The following is an 18,911-nucleotide window of genomic DNA, read 5'->3' on the forward strand; positions in this document are numbered from 1 at the left end:
TTTTCTCCCAAGGATATGCAGATGACGGTTCGCTAAAAAGCCACATCTGCAAGGTAGTCAGTAAGTCAATATCAAAAATTCATGGTGCAGTGGCTTCAGTACTTTAATGAGCATAGGTATCAGGTCATCCCCTAGCTCCAAGTAGAGTTCCGAGAAATTCAAGGTTCGTTCTTGGAGCGATTGGTTCGGGAAAAGTTCATTTTGGATTTCGGTAATTCGGGTCACATGATCCGCCAATTTTCGTTTTTGTGCTTTTAACAGGCGTTTTTCCAAGCTATCCAACCCCTTTTTTTGTTTTACCTCCTGCGCCTTTACCGCGCCCAAAAAGGACTTGTCCGTTTGTTCGGCCAAATCGTACAATGCTCTGAACTGTTCTTCCAAGTACTTTTTTTGGGGAGTAAAATCAATGTCGATATTGGAAATTTCCCTAATCTTCTTGTTGATAAAACTACTTTGTTTTAGAAACAAGTCTGTGGTGGACAGATTCAATCGTTTCAATTTGTCGTACTGCTTTTTCGCGATTACCAAAACAGAGTTGCGCAAGGACAGTACAGGAAAAGTTACGCCCATGGTTTCGAACATGAATTGCAACTCCAACCAATAGGCCAATTCCCCTCCCCCACCAATGTAGCAAAGGTTGGGTAGGATTACCTCCTGATAGACCGGTCGCATAATCACATTGGGCGAAAAACGCTCGGGATGGTCTTCAAGCTCGGCCAACAGTTGATCTCTTGAAAACTCGATTTCTGTATCGTTCACAAAAAACTTTCCCTCCTTTTCAATTATTCGTTCCCGAACACCCTCTGCGAGATAGAAGTAATTGATTTCCCGTGGATTGACCTGGATATTGTATTTTGAGGGCAGAGCTTCCAAACGTGAAATCGTTTCGGTAACCTTTTGAAACCCCACCTTTTCCAAAACATCCTTTTTTACATAGGGAACCATTTGCTTCTTCAGATTTACATCGTCCCCATCAACAATTACCAATCCATATTCCCCAAAAAGAGCATTGGCCAAATATCTGGTGGCATCAGTAAGATTATTATTTTCCAGATACGTCTTCTCAAAAAGTTGTTTTATTGTCTCAGCATTGCCGTTACTCCCAAGTTCATTGGTAAAAGCTTGGTAAACCTCCTTTAGTCCTTCCGTTGAAAAATGTCCAACGGCACCACCCTGAAGGTTGTCCGGGTTCCATTGTATTTTTTTTCCCTTGAAGTTGAAAAAATTGATCTCCTCAAAGTCGTGATCCTCCGTCGCCATCCAATACACCGGCACAAAATTATATCGGGGATACGCTTTTTTGAGTTCAAGGGTAAGGTTTATAGTAGAGATAATCTTATACAGAAAGTATAAAGGACCCGTAAAGAGGTTGAGTTGGTGCCCAGTCACTACGGTAAAGGTAATCGGTTCTTTGAGCTGTCGGATATGGGCTTCCGTCTTTTTGGTGATTTGAACCCCATTATACTGATTTTGAAGCCCATCATACAGCACTTCCCTACGGGATTGCGGAAAGTTCTTGGCTTTTTCTTCTATTTGCTTTTGAAAGTTCTCCAAATTTGGGAAACGATGGTAAAAGGAGCGAAGCGATTTTTTTTCCTTGAGATAATCACATATCAATTCCGAAAAATAACCAGTGTGATCAAAGGGAAGACATTCAATATCCATAGGTCGGGTCAAAATACCCGTAAAGATAAAACTATCGCTTTTTGGAGTTCCTAAAAATACGTTAAACCGAATTTAGGACCAGTGATGGATTTTGATGCCGTTTTTATCCAAGAATCATTAGATTTGACTTACTTCAAAATCTAATTCTAACTTCATGAAGCAATTTTTACTTGCGGTATTACTTACTACGTTACCCTTATCGGTAGTTCCCCAGGACCTAAAATCACCCTCGGAATTTTTGGGGTATCCTCTAGGAACCCAATTTACAAGACATCATCAAGTGGTGGACTACTACAAGTATTTGGCAGAAAAGGCACCTGATCGTATGCAACTCTTGGAATATGGTAAAACGTATGAACGACGTTCTCTTTTGCTAGCCTATATTTCCAGTGCCGAGAATATGGAGAATCTGGAGGATATCCGAACCGAGCATTTGCGAGGGATGAGAGGTGAAGGAAATCCTTCAAAAGTCATTGTTTGGCTCAGTTATAACGTCCACGGTAACGAGAGTGTAAGTACCGAAGCCTCCATGAAGACCATCCACTCACTTTTGACAGAAAAAAGTGATCACCTCAGAAACACGGTGGTGATTATAGACCCCTGTTTAAATCCAGATGGACGGGACCGTTATGTTAATTGGTACAATCAATATAAAAACACGCCCTACAATGTAGACCCCAATAGTAAGGAGCACCACCAGGGATGGTGGACAGGCCGAAGTAACCATTACATGTTCGATTTGAATAGGGATTGGGCCTGGCTTACCCAAACAGAAAGCCGACAACGCCTCAAAGTATTCAATAAATGGCTGCCTCATGTACATGTGGATTTTCACGAACAAGGCGTTGACGAGCCTTATTATTTCGCCCCGGCCGCAGAACCTTATCATGAGGTTATTACCGATTTTCAGAAATCTTTTCAAATAGCCATTGGAAAAAACCATGCAAAGTATTTTGATGCCAAAGGATGGTTCTATTTTACCAAGGAGTCTTTTGACCTGTTATATCCTAGTTATGGGGATACCTACCCTACCTACAATGGCGGAATCGGGATGACCTATGAGCAAGGCGGCAGTGGAAAGGCAGGACTAGGTATCATTACCAAAATTGGTGACACGCTGACCCTTAAGGATAGGATTGCCCACCACCATACCACGGGACTATCTACTGTGGAAATATCGGCAAGGAACGCCGAAAAATTGAATACAGAATTCAAAAAGTTCTATAAGGACAAGAACTATAAATACAAAAGTTATCTTCTCAACGGCAATGCCGAAAAATTGGATGCACTCGCCCGGTTATTGGATCAACATCAAATTGAATACGGATCAGGTAAGGGCGGTACCGTAAAAGGATTCCGATATTTAACCGGAAAAACCGGCAGTCTTAGAAGCTCAGAAAGGAGCATGGTGATTTCTACGGACCAACCCAAAGGAACTTTGGTGAAGGTGCTTTTTGAACCCAATGCCAAATTAAGTGACTCCCTTACCTACGATATTACCGCATGGTCCCTCCCTTATGCCCACGGCCTTGATGCTGTGGCCTCCGAGACTAGGATTGAAGCCAATACAGGCAATCCTTGGAAAGTTAATCAGTCAAAAGGAGCCAATATTTCCGAAGACACCTATGCCTACGTTTCGGATTGGAAGAGCATAAAGGATGCCCGTTTTTTGGCAGAGCTCATACAAGAAAATATTCGGGTTCGCTTTGCAAAACAACCATTTACCACTCAAGGTGAAAGATATGACCGCGGAAGCCTTATCATTACCAAAGGAGATAACGCGAATCATAAAGAGTTTATCCCGCTTCTAACAGAAATTGCCCATAAACACCGGATTACCTTGGGCACAACGGATACGGGCTTCGTAGAAAGCGGAAAGGATTTTGGATCGGAATATGTGCTAATGGTGCCTAACGTAAAGGTTGCGATGATGTCCGGTGGGCCTACATCTACCTTACGGTTTGGTGAAATATGGCACTTTTTTGAAGAGCAATTGCACTATCCCCTAACAGTGATCGATACAGACTATATGGAAAGTGTTGATTTATCCGAGTATGATATATTGATCTTACCAGATGGCAACGGCTATACGGATTTTGTGGATACGGAAAAATTACAACGACTTAAAAAATGGGTATCCAACGGGGGGCGGCTCATTGCTATGGGCGGGGCCATTCAAGGTTTGACCGGAAATAACGGCTTTGGTCTAAAACAGAAAGAGAAAGAACAGGATTCCAATGAATATATGTTGGCCTATGAGGAGACCTTACGCGAAAAACTAAAAAGAAAAATTGAAGGGGCCATTTTCAAGACCAAGGTGGATCCTACGCATCCCTTGGCCTTTGGCTATGGGGATACCTATTTTACACTCAAAAACAATACCTATGCCTATGACTATCTAGATACGGGCACGGTGGCCTACTTTGAAGATAGTACCCAAACCCCAGTTTCAGGATTTGCGGGAAGTGAAGCCCAGAAAAAGATAGGAAAAAGTCTAATTTTTGGGGTTGAGAAATATGGGAAGGGCCAGGTAGTATATCTAGTGGATAATCCACTTTTCCGTGGTTTTTGGGAAAATGGTAAACTTTTTATCGCCAACGCCCTCTTTATGTTGGATTGATAGTTAAACAATTTCAAGCAGCAAAAAGCTAGTTAGGCATACTGCCCATTTATATCCAATGGTTATTCGTAACTTAACCGGACATTTCATTTAGAATGAAGAATGAGCAATGTGCAAGATTTAAATATCGAGAATGAAGTTTTACCCTTATTCAACTATTCGCTCAATACCTTCACCAAGAAAGAAATTCTCGAAATTTTAGAGACACCCTTATCCTCGGCTGATGAAATTTTCCAGCGTCAAAAGATTCTTAAAGGGTTTGCCTCCAACAATAAAATTCTACAGGAGTATTCATATACTGTCCTATATTTAAACGAAGTTCATTTTTTTCTGAACGACGCAAAAATTGAAGACTTATCCCAAAAAAAGTTTCGATACAGGTTGTTCGCCTCAAAAAAGGAGAAAACAAGCTACAAAAGCAGACTTAATCAGCTAATATTATTTTTTCATCGCCTAGAATCAAAATATTTTTTAAGGCTAGACTTAAAACGGTTTCCAGAAGGATATCGTTCTAATATCAAACGGATTTTACAATTTCTTTCAAACTTTGAGTTAAAAAAGTATGAAAACCTTGTAAGGGAACATAGGTTAAAAGACAAACACGTCATAGGCTTAACTGAAAAAATTAGCGAGCTCAAAAGAAAAGAATTGATTTCAACCTTTTGGCAAGACTTGTTCAGGTTTGAGGCCTATCTGTCCATAAATTTTGGAATTCTTAAGCATGACTTTACTTTTCCGAGTATCAATGAAAGGGGAATAAGACTTCTTGACTTTTACCACCCCTTGATTGACGAGCCTGTAAAAAACAACTTTGAAACCACAAGTAATGTGATAGTTTTGAATGGTCCGAATATGTCAGGCAAATCCACCTTTCTCAAAGCAGTAGGACTATGTATGTATTTTGGACATCTTGGATTAGCGATACCGGCATCCATCGGAGAAATCCCTTTTTGTGATCATTTCTCCATCCAGATTAATAGAAAAGATGACCTTTTAAAAGGGTATAGTCATTTTATGTCCGAGGTAATGAACCTAAAAAAGGTAGTAGAAAATGTCTCTCAGGGAAAGAAGTGTTTTGCTGTTTTCGATGAGCTTTTTAGCGGCACAAATGTTGAGGATGGTTTCGAGATTTGCAAAACGACTATAAATGGTTTGAGCAAATATGATAATTCCTACTTTATAATATCCACTCACATACAAAGACTAAAAAATGCTACAAACGAAAAAGTATCGAATTACTACATAGATTGTGAGCTAGTAGATAATAAACCAACTTTTACCTATGAATTGAAAGAAGGTTGGTCGGATATTAAGGTGGGCAGAATACTATTTGATAAAGAGGGCTTGAATAAAATGTTGAATATCAAGTGAAAAACTTGTAGAATAATCCAACTTATAAAACTAGTCCTTTCCTAACCCTCTAGGGCCTTTCTACAATAGTCCAAACATTTGGCGACCTCCTTAACAGGGTTTGAATCCTTGGGTACCTCATATTCCAATTCTATGGATACGGGATAGGTGTATTTTTCATCCCGCATAAGTTGTAGCACCTCTACAATTGGGGTATCTCCCTTTCCAAAGGGCATGTTATCCTGGCCATTATCCGGGTTTCGCCGGTCCTTTAAATGCATACTGCTTATGCGTTTATGCTTGCCCCGTATAAGTTCTAGGGCATCCGTATTCCCTCCGGCAATGTAATGTCCCAGGTCCAAATTCAACATATTGTGTTCGGACTGTTTTAAGGCCGTATCCCAAAAAGTAGGGGTTTGTTGGGTGTGCCCGTGGTAGGCCACATTCATACCATGTTTTGCTGCCATAGCACCCAACTTTTGTGTATGGGCATCATTCCCCGGTAACTCCAAGGTTACATGATCCGCTCCTAATGCCTTGGCTGCCCTGAGGCCATAATCGATTTCTGCATCGGTATTTTTTGCCCCAAAAGCACTTGGCTTAAAGGCATAAATATGCACTCCTTTATCTGCATACATTTTTTTGAGTTGCTCAAACTTGCCCATACCCACGGTTGAACGCCAATCGGCCACCACTTCTCTGTGACTCTCCAACTGGGACTTCATTTCCCCAAACTCTTGAATTTGATCCTCGGTAAGCTCACCGCTCTTACTTTTTCGCATCATACCATAAAAAGTTTTTCGATCTACCGGGTTTTTTGGTTTTCCCGCAAAGTGTTCGGCAGGGTCGCCCATCAATTCAATGGCACTAAGGCCCGCATCAAGGACATATTGCAAAGTGGCCTCCGCACTTTGATCCGGCATCTCCCGGAAAGAATAGGTAATGCATCCTATTTGTACACCATTTATTTTGGAGTCATTTCGGTTGTACGAGGACAAAATGGAAGGTGCGCCAAAAACAAAGGGTTCGCTCAATACAATTCCTGTTGCCAAGGCGGTGGAATTTTTCAAAAATCTACGTCTGGATCGGGCATGCTTTGGATTGTTCTTCATCGGATGGGATTTATCATCTTTTTTTAAATGTAACCATAAATCTGAAACCGTACAACCTAGCTTGCTTTCCTATGCTATACAAGGCTTTTTTTAGTACCTAATTTAGTATCTTGTTCCTATGAATCGATTTCTTTCCATTGTCCTTATTCCACTGTTGCTCCTAAGCTGTAAAATCGATAAAAAGAATACTTTGGAGAGCTTTGAAATACACCCTGATTTCAATTTGCAACGAGTGGCTTCCGAACCTTTGGTGTTTGATCCGGTAGAATTCAAATTTGATGAACAGGGAAGGGCATTCGTTTTGGAAATGCCCGGTTATCCGTTGCGCGATGCAGAGAGCAGGCTAGTGCAGCTAGTGGATATTGATGGAGATGGAGTCTATGACGAAAGACAGGTGTATGCCCCTGATTTGGGAATCGCATCTTCATTTATGCCTTATAAGAATGGCTTTTTGGTAGCTTCCCCACCCCACCTCCTCTGGATAGGCGATACGGATAAAAATGGAGAGGCCGATACCCGAAAAACACTAATGGATGGCTTTAGCATAGGCAATCTGCAGCATAACTTTAACGGCCTTACTTATGGCATAGACAATTGGATCTATGCCGCTAATGGCGGTAACTCTGGAAAACCTTACTTTGTGAATTCTCCAAATAATATTTTGGATTTACGGGGAACCGATTTAAAATTCCATTTGGAAAGAGAGGTGCTGGCCCGTGTAGGGGAATCTTCAGGAGGTTTTAAAATCACCTTTGATGATTGGGGGCATTTGTACGAGACCCACAATCTGGAGCACGTATCCCATCTGGTATTCGAAGATCGGTACATAGAAAACCTGCCCAATTCACCATCACATGCCTTGACCAACATTTCGGCTGATGAGGAAAACGGGCTCTCCCGGATATACCCGATAGGAGAGCAGGAAACCCGGGTAAACCATCCCGAGCAAGCGGGTTACTTTTCTGGGGCCTGCGGAATTACCCATTACGGTGGTGGAATTTTTCCCGAAGGACTCAATTCCAGTTTATTGGTTGCGGACTGTGTGCTCAATTTGGTCCATTTGGACATCCTGTCTCCTGAGGGTGCTTCATTCAAAGCCAGTAGAAATCGTGAAAAAGTAGAATTCCTTGCCTCCAGGGAACGATCCTTCCGGCCGGTAAATATGACCGTAGGGCCAGATGGAGCATTGTATGTAGTGGACATGCATCGAGAAGTCATAGAACATCCGGAATGGATTCCCGATGAATTGGAGGCGAAGATGGACCTCAACGCAGGAAAGGAAAAGGGGCGGATCTATCGTATAATCCCTAAAAACAGAAGTGCCTCCAAGATTTCTCCCCTTCCTTTAGATGATATCAAAGCTTTGGTAGCATTGTTAGGGGATTCCAACCAATGGAAAAGAATCACCGCCCATCGCTTGTTGGTCACTGAAAAACAAAACGAGGCTATCCCCTTTCTTAAAGAACAATTTAGAACTTCTTCCAATCCATTGGCTCGATTACACAGCATGTGGGTATTGGAAGGTTTACAAGCTTTGGATGAAACTGATTTAAATATGGCATTGGAAGATACGTCCCCCGGGGTACGAGAAAATGCCCTAAAAATCGCGGAAAAAATTCTTAACGGAAGACTAAATCTGGTTAATCCTATTCTTGCCTTGACCCAAGACAACCATGCCCGTGTACGCATGCAGGCAATCCTTACCTTAAGTACGCTACAAGAGGTGAACTACAATATGAGAAAGGATACAATTGCGAGAGTCCTTTCCACCCAACTAGATCAGCCTGATGGAGATCAGTGGGTTACCTTGGCCATGGCAAGTGCCCTTGCACGGCAAGCCTTTGACTTTGTTCAGAATAGATTGTCCATGGGATCATCAACTTTAAAGTCTGGAGAAATTAAAGTACTGGAAATATTAACGGAACTGATCGGAAAAGCTGAAAGAAAGGAAAAGACTGCCAATATTCTACTCGCCCTACAAAAAGATGGAATCGCCCCTGAGACACGGACCAAATTGATAAAGGCACTGTCCCGAGGTTGGAAAAAAGGAAACCCGGACTTGATAAACTCTAGGGAGAATCCTCGATTGGTGGCAAATTTGGAAGCCTTGGAGGAGGAATCTGATTTTGCTATAATACAGGCCACGGGAGAATTGCGTCAAATTCTAGCTTTGCCGGCCTCGTCCAAAATTGATAATCTTATTGAGCAAGCATCCCAATCCGTTTTTGACAAAAAACTTCCTGTGGAAGAACGTGTAAAACGTTTAAAGCTGGCGGGGCTTGATGATTTTAAGAACCGTGAAACGCTCTTGTACCGCTTATTGGACAACAAGCAGCCCTTACAACTTCAGGAAGAGGTGCTGTCCCAGCTTTGGCGTTCCAATGACGTGCATATAGCATCCCGGCTCATTGAGCTTTGGCCTACCTTAGGGCCACAGGCACGCAAACATGCTACGGATATCCTTTTGTATAAATCCTCGCACCATGATGCCCTCCTTACGGCCATGGAAAACAAAAAGGTGAGTTTGGGAGAATTCAACCTGGATTTGGAAAGACGGAGAACCCTTCTTTTCTCGAATGATGAAGGTATTCGGAAAAGAGCGGAACTCCTATTCTCGGATACCGGAGTGGTACAGCGAAAAGAGGCCATTGATGCCATGCGGCCAGCATTGGAGTTGCAAGGTAAGTCCGAAAAGGGAAGGGAAGTGTTTCAAAACGTATGTGCACAATGCCACAGATATGGGGAACTAGGAAACGATGTGGGGCCCGTGTTAACTGAAATTAATCGCAAAAGTAAGGAATCCTTGCTCTACGACATTTTAGATCCCAATGCCGCTGTGGATACCAAATACCTAAACCATCAAGTGCAAACCAAGGATGGCACTATTTATACGGGAATCGTTACCAATGAGACCGATTCCGAAATTGGTCTGCGTATGGTTGGAGGCACAGAAAAAATAATCGGCAAAAATGATATTGACCGTTTTTCCTCAACAGGAAGCTCAATGATGTACGAGGGCTTGGAAAATAGCATGGACATCCAAGAAATGGCAGATTTGTTGGCCTTTTTACAACAATCCGAATGATTTGGATAGCGGACCATTTCAAGAATTGGACCATGTAATATGGGCAGAAATTCATTTTGATGTTTTCCGCGATAAGCTTTTAGAGTGAGGGAAAACGATTGGATTAAATCCAAAGCTTCCCACGTTTTAATCGGACAAAATCTATTTTAAGGATACTTTCAACATATAGTCATCCGCGGCCATAAAAAGTGTCTTTTCGTCGGTGGTAAATTCGCAATTGGCCGTGGCCTGACCGGTATGGATCCGTGCGATAGCTTTTCCCGAAATATTGAATATCCATACACCTCCAGGGCCCGTGGCAAAAAGATATCCGTTACTATGCATTTTCATACCATCCGGTAATCCCTGTTGATCCTCTTGTCCAATTAATGAAGTGGTATCATAAAATATCCTCTTGTCCTTTACCATTCCCGGAGCTGTAAGATCATATTGATACCAAACGGCACTTTCTGGATCTGAAACAGCCACAAATAGCCTGGATTCATCCGGGGACAAAGCTATGCCATTGGGTCGGGTCAATTGATCTACCAAAGTGAGTTCACCCGATGTCTTTAGGCAGTATACCCCTTGAAAATCGAGCTCCTTGTTCGGGTCCTGCATTTGCTTGGGGAGTCCATAAGGTGGATCCGTGAAATAAAGATTGCCCTGGCTATCAAAAACCCCATCGTTGGGACTATTGAAACGTTTACCTTGATAGTTATTCACAACAGCCTCGTAATCGGGATTGGGTGCATCCAATGAGGTCTTCATTCGGGCTACCCTTCGTTCTCCATGCTGCATAAGAACCAATCTCCCTGTGGGATCTAAAAGTAAACCATTGGAACCAGGTTCCTTTCCATCGAAAGTTTCACCCAAAAAGCCGGAAGGTTTTAAATATGTAGTCAAATTACCTGCCTCATCAATTTTGAAAACTGTATTATTCGGGATGTCCGAAAAGAGCAGATAGTTCCCCGAATCGACCCATAAAGGACCCTCAGTCCATTTGAATCCACTTCCGATTACTTCTATTTCAGTAGTTGGATCAATAAGGCCAAGTGCCTCATCATCTAAAATCTCAATTGAGAAATTATGGCTTTCCTGACAGGAAACACATAGAAGCAATCCAAGAAGGGTAAATAGCAGGTTGGCTTTCATAAATCTATTGTTTTTCAAAATGGGAAAAGTGATTATCGCGTTGGTCTGTACTAAAATAAGGAATAAATCAAAACTCTATCTATTTGAGTTCTCTTGTGAAGTACATCGGGGTTAACCCTTCGACTACCTACCCGACAATGTCATTCAGGCGGGCGCTCAGGGAGAAATAGGTATGGGTTGCCGTCGGTTGTTGTGGACTTGATGTTGAACAATAGACGATAGACTTGAGATTTGGAATTTCACCCTCCTGTCGGACAATTCCACATAGACAAATGCTTAGACCGACAATTTTATAGGTTCACCGTAAAGGTCAAAATCAGCTGCTTCCGTGATTTTTACGTTGGTAAAGTCTCCAATTTTTACATAGTGTTTGGCAGCATCAATTAGAACCTCATTATCTACGTCCGGGGAATCAAATTCGGTTCGTCCAACAAAATAATTGCCTTCTTTTCGATCAATAATACATCGGAAGGTCTTTCCTATTTTTCGCTGATTCAGTTCCCAGGATATTTGGGATTGGATTTCCATAATTTCGTTGGCTCGTTGCTGCTTTACCGTTTCGGGCACATCATCCACCAAATGATAGGCATGGGTATTTTCCTCATGGCTATAGGTAAAACATCCTAGACGCTCAAAGCGCATTTCCTTCACCCAATTCTTAAGAATCAAGAAATCTTCTTCAGTTTCTCCCGGGTACCCAACGATCAAGGTAGTTCTAATGGCCATTTCCGGAACGGCCGCCCTAAAATCCTGAAGCAGTTTTGTGGTCTTTGTTTGCGTAGTACCCCGGCGCATACTTTTTAGTATGGCATCGGAAATATGCTGTAAGGGAATATCAATGTAGTTGCAGATTTTGGGTTCCTGTCGCATAACCTTTAGAACATCCATTGGAAATCCGGTAGGGAAGGCATAGTGCAGCCGTATCCATTCAATGCCTTCTACCTTAGCTAACTCTTGAAGCAATTCGGCCAGATTTCGTTTTTTGTACAAATCCAGACCGTAATAGGTAAGGTCTTGCGCTATCAGAATCAATTCCTTTACGCCTTTGGCCGTTAATTTTTCTGCCTCGGCCAGCAATTCCTCAATAGGTTTGCTTTTGTGCTTACCCCGCATCAAGGGAATGGCACAAAACGAACATGGCCGGTCACACCCCTCGGCAATTTTTAGATAAGCATAGTTCTTCGGGGTAGTAGTCAGACGCTCGCCGATCAGCTCGTGTTTGTAGTCTGCACCTAGAGCCTTGAGCAAATTGGGAAGGTCACTGGTTCCAAAATAATCATCAACATTCGGAATCTCCTTTTGTAAATCAGGTTTGTATCGTTCACTCAGACATCCAGTGACAAAAACCTTATCGACTTGCCCCTCCTCTTTTTTCTGTACGTATTCTAGAATGGTGTTTACGCTTTCCTCTTTGGCATTGGCAATAAACCCACAAGTATTGATAACCACCACATTGCCTTCTTCCTCATGGACTACTTCCTTATCATTGGCGCGCAATTGCCCCATAAGGACTTCTGAATCGTAGACATTTTTGCTACAACCCAAAGTAACCACATTTATCCTGTTCTTTTTAATGGATTTCGTACGCATAACTTTGTTCCTTACTTCCGGGCAGGTGCAAAAATACAACAAGGTCTTGGAACAAGCTTGTTTTAGAGCTATTTCTTCAATTTTTAGGGCGCCACAACCTAGCGGTATCCTTTCAACGGATTTCTGTTGACAAAAAAGTCCATTAATTAGCCCCATTGACGAACAAGGGCCAATGAAACCCTAGATTCCCAATGGAAATTGAACAAAGCCTTGATCAATTAACAATTTAGTCTATGCATGCTGTGGGAATAATTGCTACATTTAGTCCCATGAAGTTTTTACTTGCATTTATATTGGTTATCCCTTTATTTGGTCTATCCCAACCTGTAGTTTCCGATGGAGAAAGAGAGATAATGGCCTTTGAAAAGGCTATTGAAAACGCAGTGGCAAATGGCGATATAGACTTTCTGGAGAAGGCCTATGCCGAAAACTTTGTTTTCACCCATGGTTCAGGAGATGCACAGAACAAGCAACAATGGTTGAGGGATGTAAAAAAGGCCTCCGAGGAAGGGACCTATATTTCCAGAGTGGTCAACGCTCAAAACGTGACCCTGGGCAATGGTATTGCCATAATAAAGGGGAAAACGACCATAAGCAGAAAAAACAAAAATCCTTTCTGGATCAGATATACCAGGATTTATAAAAAAGATACTGGGGATTGGCAGCTATTGTCTCATTTGACCACAGATCATAATTACACGGATTAAGGCTTTCCTCACGCACATTGACACCTTGGCTTTCCTGGTTGTTTCTATGGGATCAAATAATCCAAACGTCTTTTCACCTGGGTATCTTCCGCAACTAAAGTCGCTATTTTATCCCTGTCCAAATTAAATGTATAAGCCGAGTTGGTGGATTGCATTAGAACAACAGAGTTTAGTATGAGCAATGCCTCACTCGGTTTTTTGCTCTCATAAAGTGCCTTTGCCATTATTTCCCAAGGATTGGCTGCTTGGACAATTCCAAGAAACTCAGCGGCCCGCACACGATTGATCAATTCCGAATCGCTTAAGGCCAATTCACTTATTTGCGCCTCCAACGCCTTTGCCCTCTCCCGCAAGCCACTACATACAATAATTGCCCAGTATCGCTCCCACGGATCCGAGGATTGAAGACTGACTATCAACTGATCTTTGGCCTCCTTGAAAGGCATAAGGGAAAGATCGGAAATATCCGCATAGCGTTTAATTTTTTCGTGTTGCTCCTTTCCAAAGACTACAGGATCGGTAAAGGCTTGCTCTATTAGATAGTGTTCTGGAAAAAAGGAAAGATCTGGCATTCCTTTTACCCATGTATTCAACGTTAGGTGCATATCCGCGCGTACATCCTCATAACCGGGTTGATCAGCAAGGTTTATGGTCTCAAAGGGGTCAGCCTCCACATCAAACAACAGTTCGGGCAGCCGGGGTTCAAAAAAGGCAGATTGAATTTCGTTCAGGTCTCCCATGGCATACATAGCTTGCCACTCTTGGTAGGCCAATTGTTTGTAACGGTAGTTGTTCATTAATCCATCTGGATTAAAGGGCGTATAGCTTCGGATATACTTGTATTTTCCTTTACGGACTGCACGGACCATATCATATTTTTCATCGAACCGGTCTGCATAACTAAAAGTTATGTCTCTCGCATTCAGCTCGTCAGGAGAAAGTTTTGGACCCAAAAATGGCTTTCCATCCATTTCTTCGGGAATGGCAATCCCTGCAAGATTCAACACAGTAGGCGCAAAATCTATAAAACTAACAAAGCCTTTAACTGTGCTTTGTGCTGGGGCGTTGACCAGATGTCGATAGTTTGCAGGAATCCGGACAACCAACGGTACATGTAGACCAATTTCATACAAATATCCCTTGCTTCCTGGTAAGACCCCGCCATGATCTCCAAAGTAAAAGATAAAGGTATTCTCCATTAACCCATCCTTTTTCAATTGATCTAATACTTCGCCCACTTTGCTATCCATGGTACGGATCTTATCCCGATAATAAGCATTGGTATATTTAAAAGTTCGGGTTTGTGGATGATTGGGTTGAACTTCAAATGTATTCTCTCTGGTTTCCGGAACAATGGAGTCCATTTCCTGGGACGAAAAGTGCAAACTGGACTCGTGGGAGACCCCGATATTAAACACGTGGAAAAATGGTTGGTTACCCGTTCGATGCCGCCAAGTGGCCTCTTCGGAGGATTCGTCCCATACCCCTTTCCCTTCAATGATGTTATAGTCCTTTTTTTTATTATTGGTAGTAAAGTAGCCTGCCTTACGTAGATATGACGGGAACATTTGTAATGAGTCCGGCATAGGAACAGGAATATATTTTCTGTGGAATTGCGTCCCTATCCGAGGGCCATAACATCCGGAAATTAAAGCAGATCGGGCTACGCTACATACCGGGGCATTGGAAAAAGCTCTGGTAAAAATCAACCCCTGCTCGGCCAAAGATTCAATATTTGGAGTGGCTACCCCATTTTCATCAAAAAGTTTAAGGTAATGCTTAGAATTATCCTCAGAAGTAATCCATACGATATTGGGGGGCGGAAGTTCACCCTTTTCCGATTGACAGGATAACAGTATCCCTGTTGATGCTATAAGTGCCAAATATTGTACAAAAGCTTTATATTTTGTTTTTCTCCTACGGGCCATTTGTGTATTTTGTTGGGTGAACTTCAATATTTGTATTAAAGTGCCCGGTAATCCGTTAATCTGGTTTGTTATCTTCGAGCCATTTTTTTCTTCGTACATCCGGCAAATGTTTAATCTTAAAATCCTCAAATACCGCCTTAAACCCATCACCATCTGGTGCTGCCGCGGTCAGCCCGACCCTAACGGGGGTATTATCAGGGAAATAGGCCAATCTAAGCATTTTAAAATCCTTGTTGTCCAGGGCATAATATATTTCCACGGCATCCAAACGTCGGATCACCTTTAGCCAGATGGACTGAGGATTATGCGATAGTTCTACCACACTCCAATCGCTTTTTTCAAGTGTGACCACGGCACTTACATGCATTTTTTCATCCACGTATTCCACACCGGTTTTAATCCAGTTTTTCTCATCTTTACGAATCATTAAACCCATTTGATCAAACCTATTTCTGTATTCTCCCGTTAATTTAACGTTCAGTTGAAACTCCCCGCCAAGCGCGCAATAGTAGAAGGGACCATCATCCACTGTAAATCCATAATGCGTGATTCTCCAGAAATCTGTATAAGGGGTCACATACATGGAAAGCGAATCGTTTTCATCAACGTTCCACTCCTCCGGTTCATTAAACCACTGCATTTGTTTCATATGAGGTTCTTTGTTTAAGATGGCCGTAAAACACTAAGATAACAACTGAATTATAGTTCCGATGCTAATATTGGGAGTAATCTGGAATCTTCGAGTGAGGCGGTCCTATGCCCGGCAATTTTAAGATAGGCTTCACTTTGGGCAAACGCTACGAAAACATCAACAGATTCATATTCAACTAACAATACGGCGTCCCAACCTTTATTTTCCGGACCTATCAAGAAATCCCCACAACTGCCATAAAACTTAATGTTACCGCCAGCCTTCTTCATTACTGGAAGGGTGAATTCCAAATACTTGGCATAGGCTTCCTTTCCGGAAATCTTTTCCCTAACTCCAGATATCCCAGTTTTGCAATAATCTGCTATGGGTTTAAATTTCAGTAAATTCAGCATTGTTATTGGGCCCTTTCCTTTAAATTGCCCATAGAATTCCTTTTGCGATTCGTCCGTTGGTCCAATATATGTTTTCAAAGGTTTTATTTTAATAGGTTCAAAGGTTTAAACCATATGCATCCTGACACAAGATAACGCTTTCATCAGTCTTCTTTGAATATCAGGTAAATCAATCTGAATCGGAAAAATTCCAATTGACCTAAGTTGCTACTCGCTAGCTTTTGTTACCTCAATTTGTTCTCGTATTTCCCCAAGGTGTTCCAAATGGAATAAAACTCATCAACACCACCGGAATTGGAAACCGAGGTATTGATTATTAAAATTCGTCCAATTTTTGTCTCAGGATTAAAGAACATATAAGTTGCAATCCCGGGATCCCCACCCGTATGGCCAATGTAGCCTCTTGGTGTAAATCCCATAAAAATTCCCGTATTGTACTCATCATCATAGTCATCCTCCTCGTCTCGCTCCGGAAAACTGACAGCCGGCAATTGCTCCCTAAAGAGTTCATCGTAACTCTCTTTTTGCAACAAAGTTCCACCACCGGAGTGACCCTTGATCAATTCAGAAAGATAAATTCCTAAGTTATTACTGCTTGTTATTAATCCTCCATCGGGATACGTAATCAGGGAGTACCATGGAATTTCGGTTTTTGGATTGGAATAAAGTTTGGAATGTTGGACCAAATCTATGTTTTCAAAGGACCATCCGGAGGATGACATTCCCAAGGGTTCCAAAATATGGGTTTTAGTGAATTCGCTGTACGGTTTTTGAACGGCGATTTCCAAAATTGCGCCGGCCAAAGTGGCCCCAATATTGGAATACTCATAAATTTCTCCGGGTTCATTTTGGGAAAACCCTTCCTTCCTATACCATTCCCCTGTCTTGGAAAGTATCTTTTCAAGAAAGTCGATCATGGGCATATGGGAGTCCGGTGAGTTGAAATTTTCATTCAATTTTACAGAATCCGGACTTGATTTGTCCTGATCGTCCTTAAGTACATAAGCTTTGGCGTTGTAAAAATCCGTATCCAAAATGGTAGAGGTATGTGTTGCCAAATGGCGTATCGTTAGGGGTTCCTTGGGGTGATTTGGATTGATTACCTTAAAGGGAAGGTATTGGTTTATGGGGTCGTCCAAATTCAATTTTCCCATTTCCTGTGCTTTTAGAAGTGCTATCCCAATTAATGTTTTGGAGACCGAACCGATATTTTGAATCGTGTTTTCGGTATATTCCCTTTTGCCGTCCATATCAGAGAATCCTATTCCTGCTTCATATAAAATCCCGTCTTGATTCACCAGGGCAACCCCAAAGCCGTTGATAAATCCGGCTTCATGAATTTGATTCAGTTCACGTGTCAAGGAGTCCCGAATACTTATTTGGGTATCTTCCTTTGTTTTTTCGGAATTCTTTTTCTCCTGACAAGAAAGCACAAGACCTATAAAAAGTATTAAAACTAGTCTATTCATATTTCTGATTTTAGTATTCTAATAAAGGCCAAATTGTTGGACCTGACCTGCGGTGGCAAAGAACAGCAATGATTTTATTGGCTGCGATTTTTTTTCGATTATATTTTGTTTCTGTATTTGTCATGTAAACCTCAGCCATTAGGAATTTCCCCTGTACTTTTCTCAATTCTTGATTCCTGTGTTTTGTATGGTTTCAGTGCTATAAAATTCCTTAATAGCCAAGTTACATATAATTTCACCTATGGTTTTGCATAGTAGGATTCGCTTTTTCCTTTTGAATATCAACATTTTTAATACCTTATTTTTTGATGCGATACACCGTTGAATAGGTCTTTGCGTCGACAACCATATTTTCCGAATTCATCCTTGAACGAAGTTCTTGTAAAACCGTCTGGTAAAGATCGTTCTTCTCAAAAGATTCCAATAGTAAGTTATAATTGTCCTTAGATGACAACAATAGGTGTGAAACATTTGATATGGAAATTTCCAATTGCAAATTCCCTTTAAATTCCTTTTCCAAAGCTATATGTTCTTGATTTAAACCGTTAAAGTGCACCTCATGGTCGTAATTTGAATCCTGTCCAAGCGAAGGTTCTAAATTTAGCCTTTGAAGTACCATATCCAAGGATAATTCAAAATCATAAATGATTATCCGCGAATTTTTCTTACCCACTCTTATAACCTCATCCAGCAATTGTTGGGATTTTCCATAATACAGGGAGCCTGCAAAGGTAATTAGGTCAAAAAGGCTATCCCGATAATCGAAATATTGCCCATTATAGTAACTATAGGTTATCCTGGGATGTTGTATTGATTTTCCCAACATTTCCTTGCTCGGTTCAACTCCCTTTACCTTTTTGCAAAAATGGGTCAATGCAATGGAAGATTGTCCAGTTCCACACCCCACATCCAACCCGGAGGGATGCTGAATACCTCCTTCCAAACATTCCTTTAAAATCGGTAGGTGTAATGAAGGTCGAAAAGATGCATAATGAAATGCGGTAATTTGGTCATATTCGCTAGCCATAACTATTTTGCTTAAGATTCAGCTATACTATTATTCTTTTGCGATTTTTGAATCTATTAAAATCGCAAATCAGGATGGACAATGACCAAAACAATAAAAAGAAAGTAATGGATTTGAAATATCCGTAATAAGGGTACCTCGAACCCAACAATCTATTTAGACCCTATTTAACGTTCAGTC

At 41.6% G+C, this 18,911-nt stretch carries 13 protein-coding genes; 4 read left to right on the top strand and 9 right to left on the bottom strand.

Going from position 1 to position 18,911, the window contains the following annotated elements; all coding sequences use genetic code 11:
* Positions 1-57: 57 nt before the first annotated feature.
* On the bottom strand, positions 58-1,665 hold the full coding sequence (gene bshC / locus ACP2AF_RS19815) for a bacillithiol biosynthesis cysteine-adding enzyme BshC (protein WP_425237877.1): 1,608 nt from the start codon (positions 1,663-1,665) through the stop codon (positions 58-60).
* Between the two features lie 154 nt (positions 1,666-1,819).
* Between bshC and ACP2AF_RS19820 the strand changes: the two genes are divergently transcribed.
* On the top strand, positions 1,820-4,285 hold the full coding sequence (locus ACP2AF_RS19820; RefSeq protein WP_425237878.1) for a M14 family metallopeptidase: 2,466 nt from the start codon (positions 1,820-1,822) through the stop codon (positions 4,283-4,285).
* 381 nt (positions 4,286-4,666) lie between these two features.
* Entirely contained in the window at positions 4,667-5,656 is a 990-nt protein-coding gene (locus ACP2AF_RS19825; protein ID WP_425237879.1) for a MutS-related protein, read from the top strand.
* A 41-nt stretch (positions 5,657-5,697) separates the two neighbouring features.
* Here the strand turns inward: ACP2AF_RS19825 and ACP2AF_RS19830 are convergent, their stop codons facing one another.
* The gene (locus ACP2AF_RS19830) at positions 5,698-6,747 is read right to left on the bottom strand and encodes a sugar phosphate isomerase/epimerase family protein (protein WP_425237880.1); all 1,050 of its coding nucleotides are present in this window, start codon (positions 6,745-6,747) and stop codon (positions 5,698-5,700) included.
* Between the two features lie 118 nt (positions 6,748-6,865).
* Between ACP2AF_RS19830 and ACP2AF_RS19835 the strand changes: the two genes are divergently transcribed.
* Positions 6,866-9,832 carry a PVC-type heme-binding CxxCH protein gene (locus ACP2AF_RS19835; RefSeq protein WP_425237881.1) on the top strand — a complete coding sequence of 989 codons (2,967 nt, stop codon included), beginning with the start codon at positions 6,866-6,868 and terminating at the stop codon, positions 9,830-9,832.
* A 141-nt stretch (positions 9,833-9,973) separates the two neighbouring features.
* Here the strand turns inward: ACP2AF_RS19835 and ACP2AF_RS19840 are convergent, their stop codons facing one another.
* Together ACP2AF_RS19840 and rimO are read right to left on the bottom strand one after the other, a co-directional pair.
* Positions 9,974-10,966, bottom strand: a complete 993-nt coding sequence (locus ACP2AF_RS19840) for an SMP-30/gluconolactonase/LRE family protein (protein WP_425237882.1) — start codon at positions 10,964-10,966, stop codon at positions 9,974-9,976.
* Positions 10,967-11,242: 276 nt separating this feature from the next.
* The gene (gene rimO / locus ACP2AF_RS19845; protein WP_425237883.1) at positions 11,243-12,556 is read right to left on the bottom strand and encodes a 30S ribosomal protein S12 methylthiotransferase RimO; all 1,314 of its coding nucleotides are present in this window, start codon (positions 12,554-12,556) and stop codon (positions 11,243-11,245) included.
* A 269-nt stretch (positions 12,557-12,825) separates the two neighbouring features.
* On the opposite strand from rimO, the gene ACP2AF_RS19850 reads away from it, so the two are divergent.
* Positions 12,826-13,263 (top strand): nuclear transport factor 2 family protein, encoded by a 438-nt coding sequence (locus ACP2AF_RS19850; protein WP_425237884.1) that lies wholly within the window; start codon positions 12,826-12,828, stop codon positions 13,261-13,263.
* 44 nt (positions 13,264-13,307) lie between these two features.
* Here ACP2AF_RS19850 and ACP2AF_RS19855 read toward each other — a convergent pair whose 3' ends face one another.
* The 5 genes from ACP2AF_RS19855 to ACP2AF_RS19875 all read right to left on the bottom strand — a co-directional run bounded on the left by ACP2AF_RS19855 (position 13,308) and on the right by ACP2AF_RS19875 (position 18,731).
* Complete coding sequence (locus ACP2AF_RS19855) at positions 13,308-15,290, bottom strand: sulfatase-like hydrolase/transferase (RefSeq protein WP_425237885.1); 1,983 nt, start codon at positions 15,288-15,290, stop codon at positions 13,308-13,310.
* Positions 15,247-15,840, bottom strand: a complete 594-nt coding sequence (locus ACP2AF_RS19860) for a DUF1349 domain-containing protein (RefSeq protein WP_425237886.1) — start codon at positions 15,838-15,840, stop codon at positions 15,247-15,249. The genes ACP2AF_RS19855 and ACP2AF_RS19860 overlap by 44 nt, the downstream gene beginning before the upstream one ends.
* Before the next feature lie 50 nt (positions 15,841-15,890).
* Positions 15,891-16,313, bottom strand: coding sequence for a DUF1330 domain-containing protein (locus ACP2AF_RS19865; protein ID WP_425237887.1), 423 nt, complete (start codon positions 16,311-16,313; stop codon positions 15,891-15,893).
* Between the two features lie 146 nt (positions 16,314-16,459).
* Positions 16,460-17,704, bottom strand: a complete 1,245-nt coding sequence (locus tag ACP2AF_RS19870; RefSeq protein WP_425237888.1) for a serine hydrolase domain-containing protein — start codon at positions 17,702-17,704, stop codon at positions 16,460-16,462.
* A 298-nt stretch (positions 17,705-18,002) separates the two neighbouring features.
* On the bottom strand, positions 18,003-18,731 hold the full coding sequence (locus ACP2AF_RS19875; protein WP_425237889.1) for a class I SAM-dependent methyltransferase: 729 nt from the start codon (positions 18,729-18,731) through the stop codon (positions 18,003-18,005).
* Positions 18,732-18,911 lie beyond the last annotated feature (180 nt).

The organism is Ulvibacterium sp. (assembly GCF_965248315.1).
Taxonomy (GTDB): Bacteria; Bacteroidota; Bacteroidia; order Flavobacteriales; family Flavobacteriaceae; genus Ulvibacterium.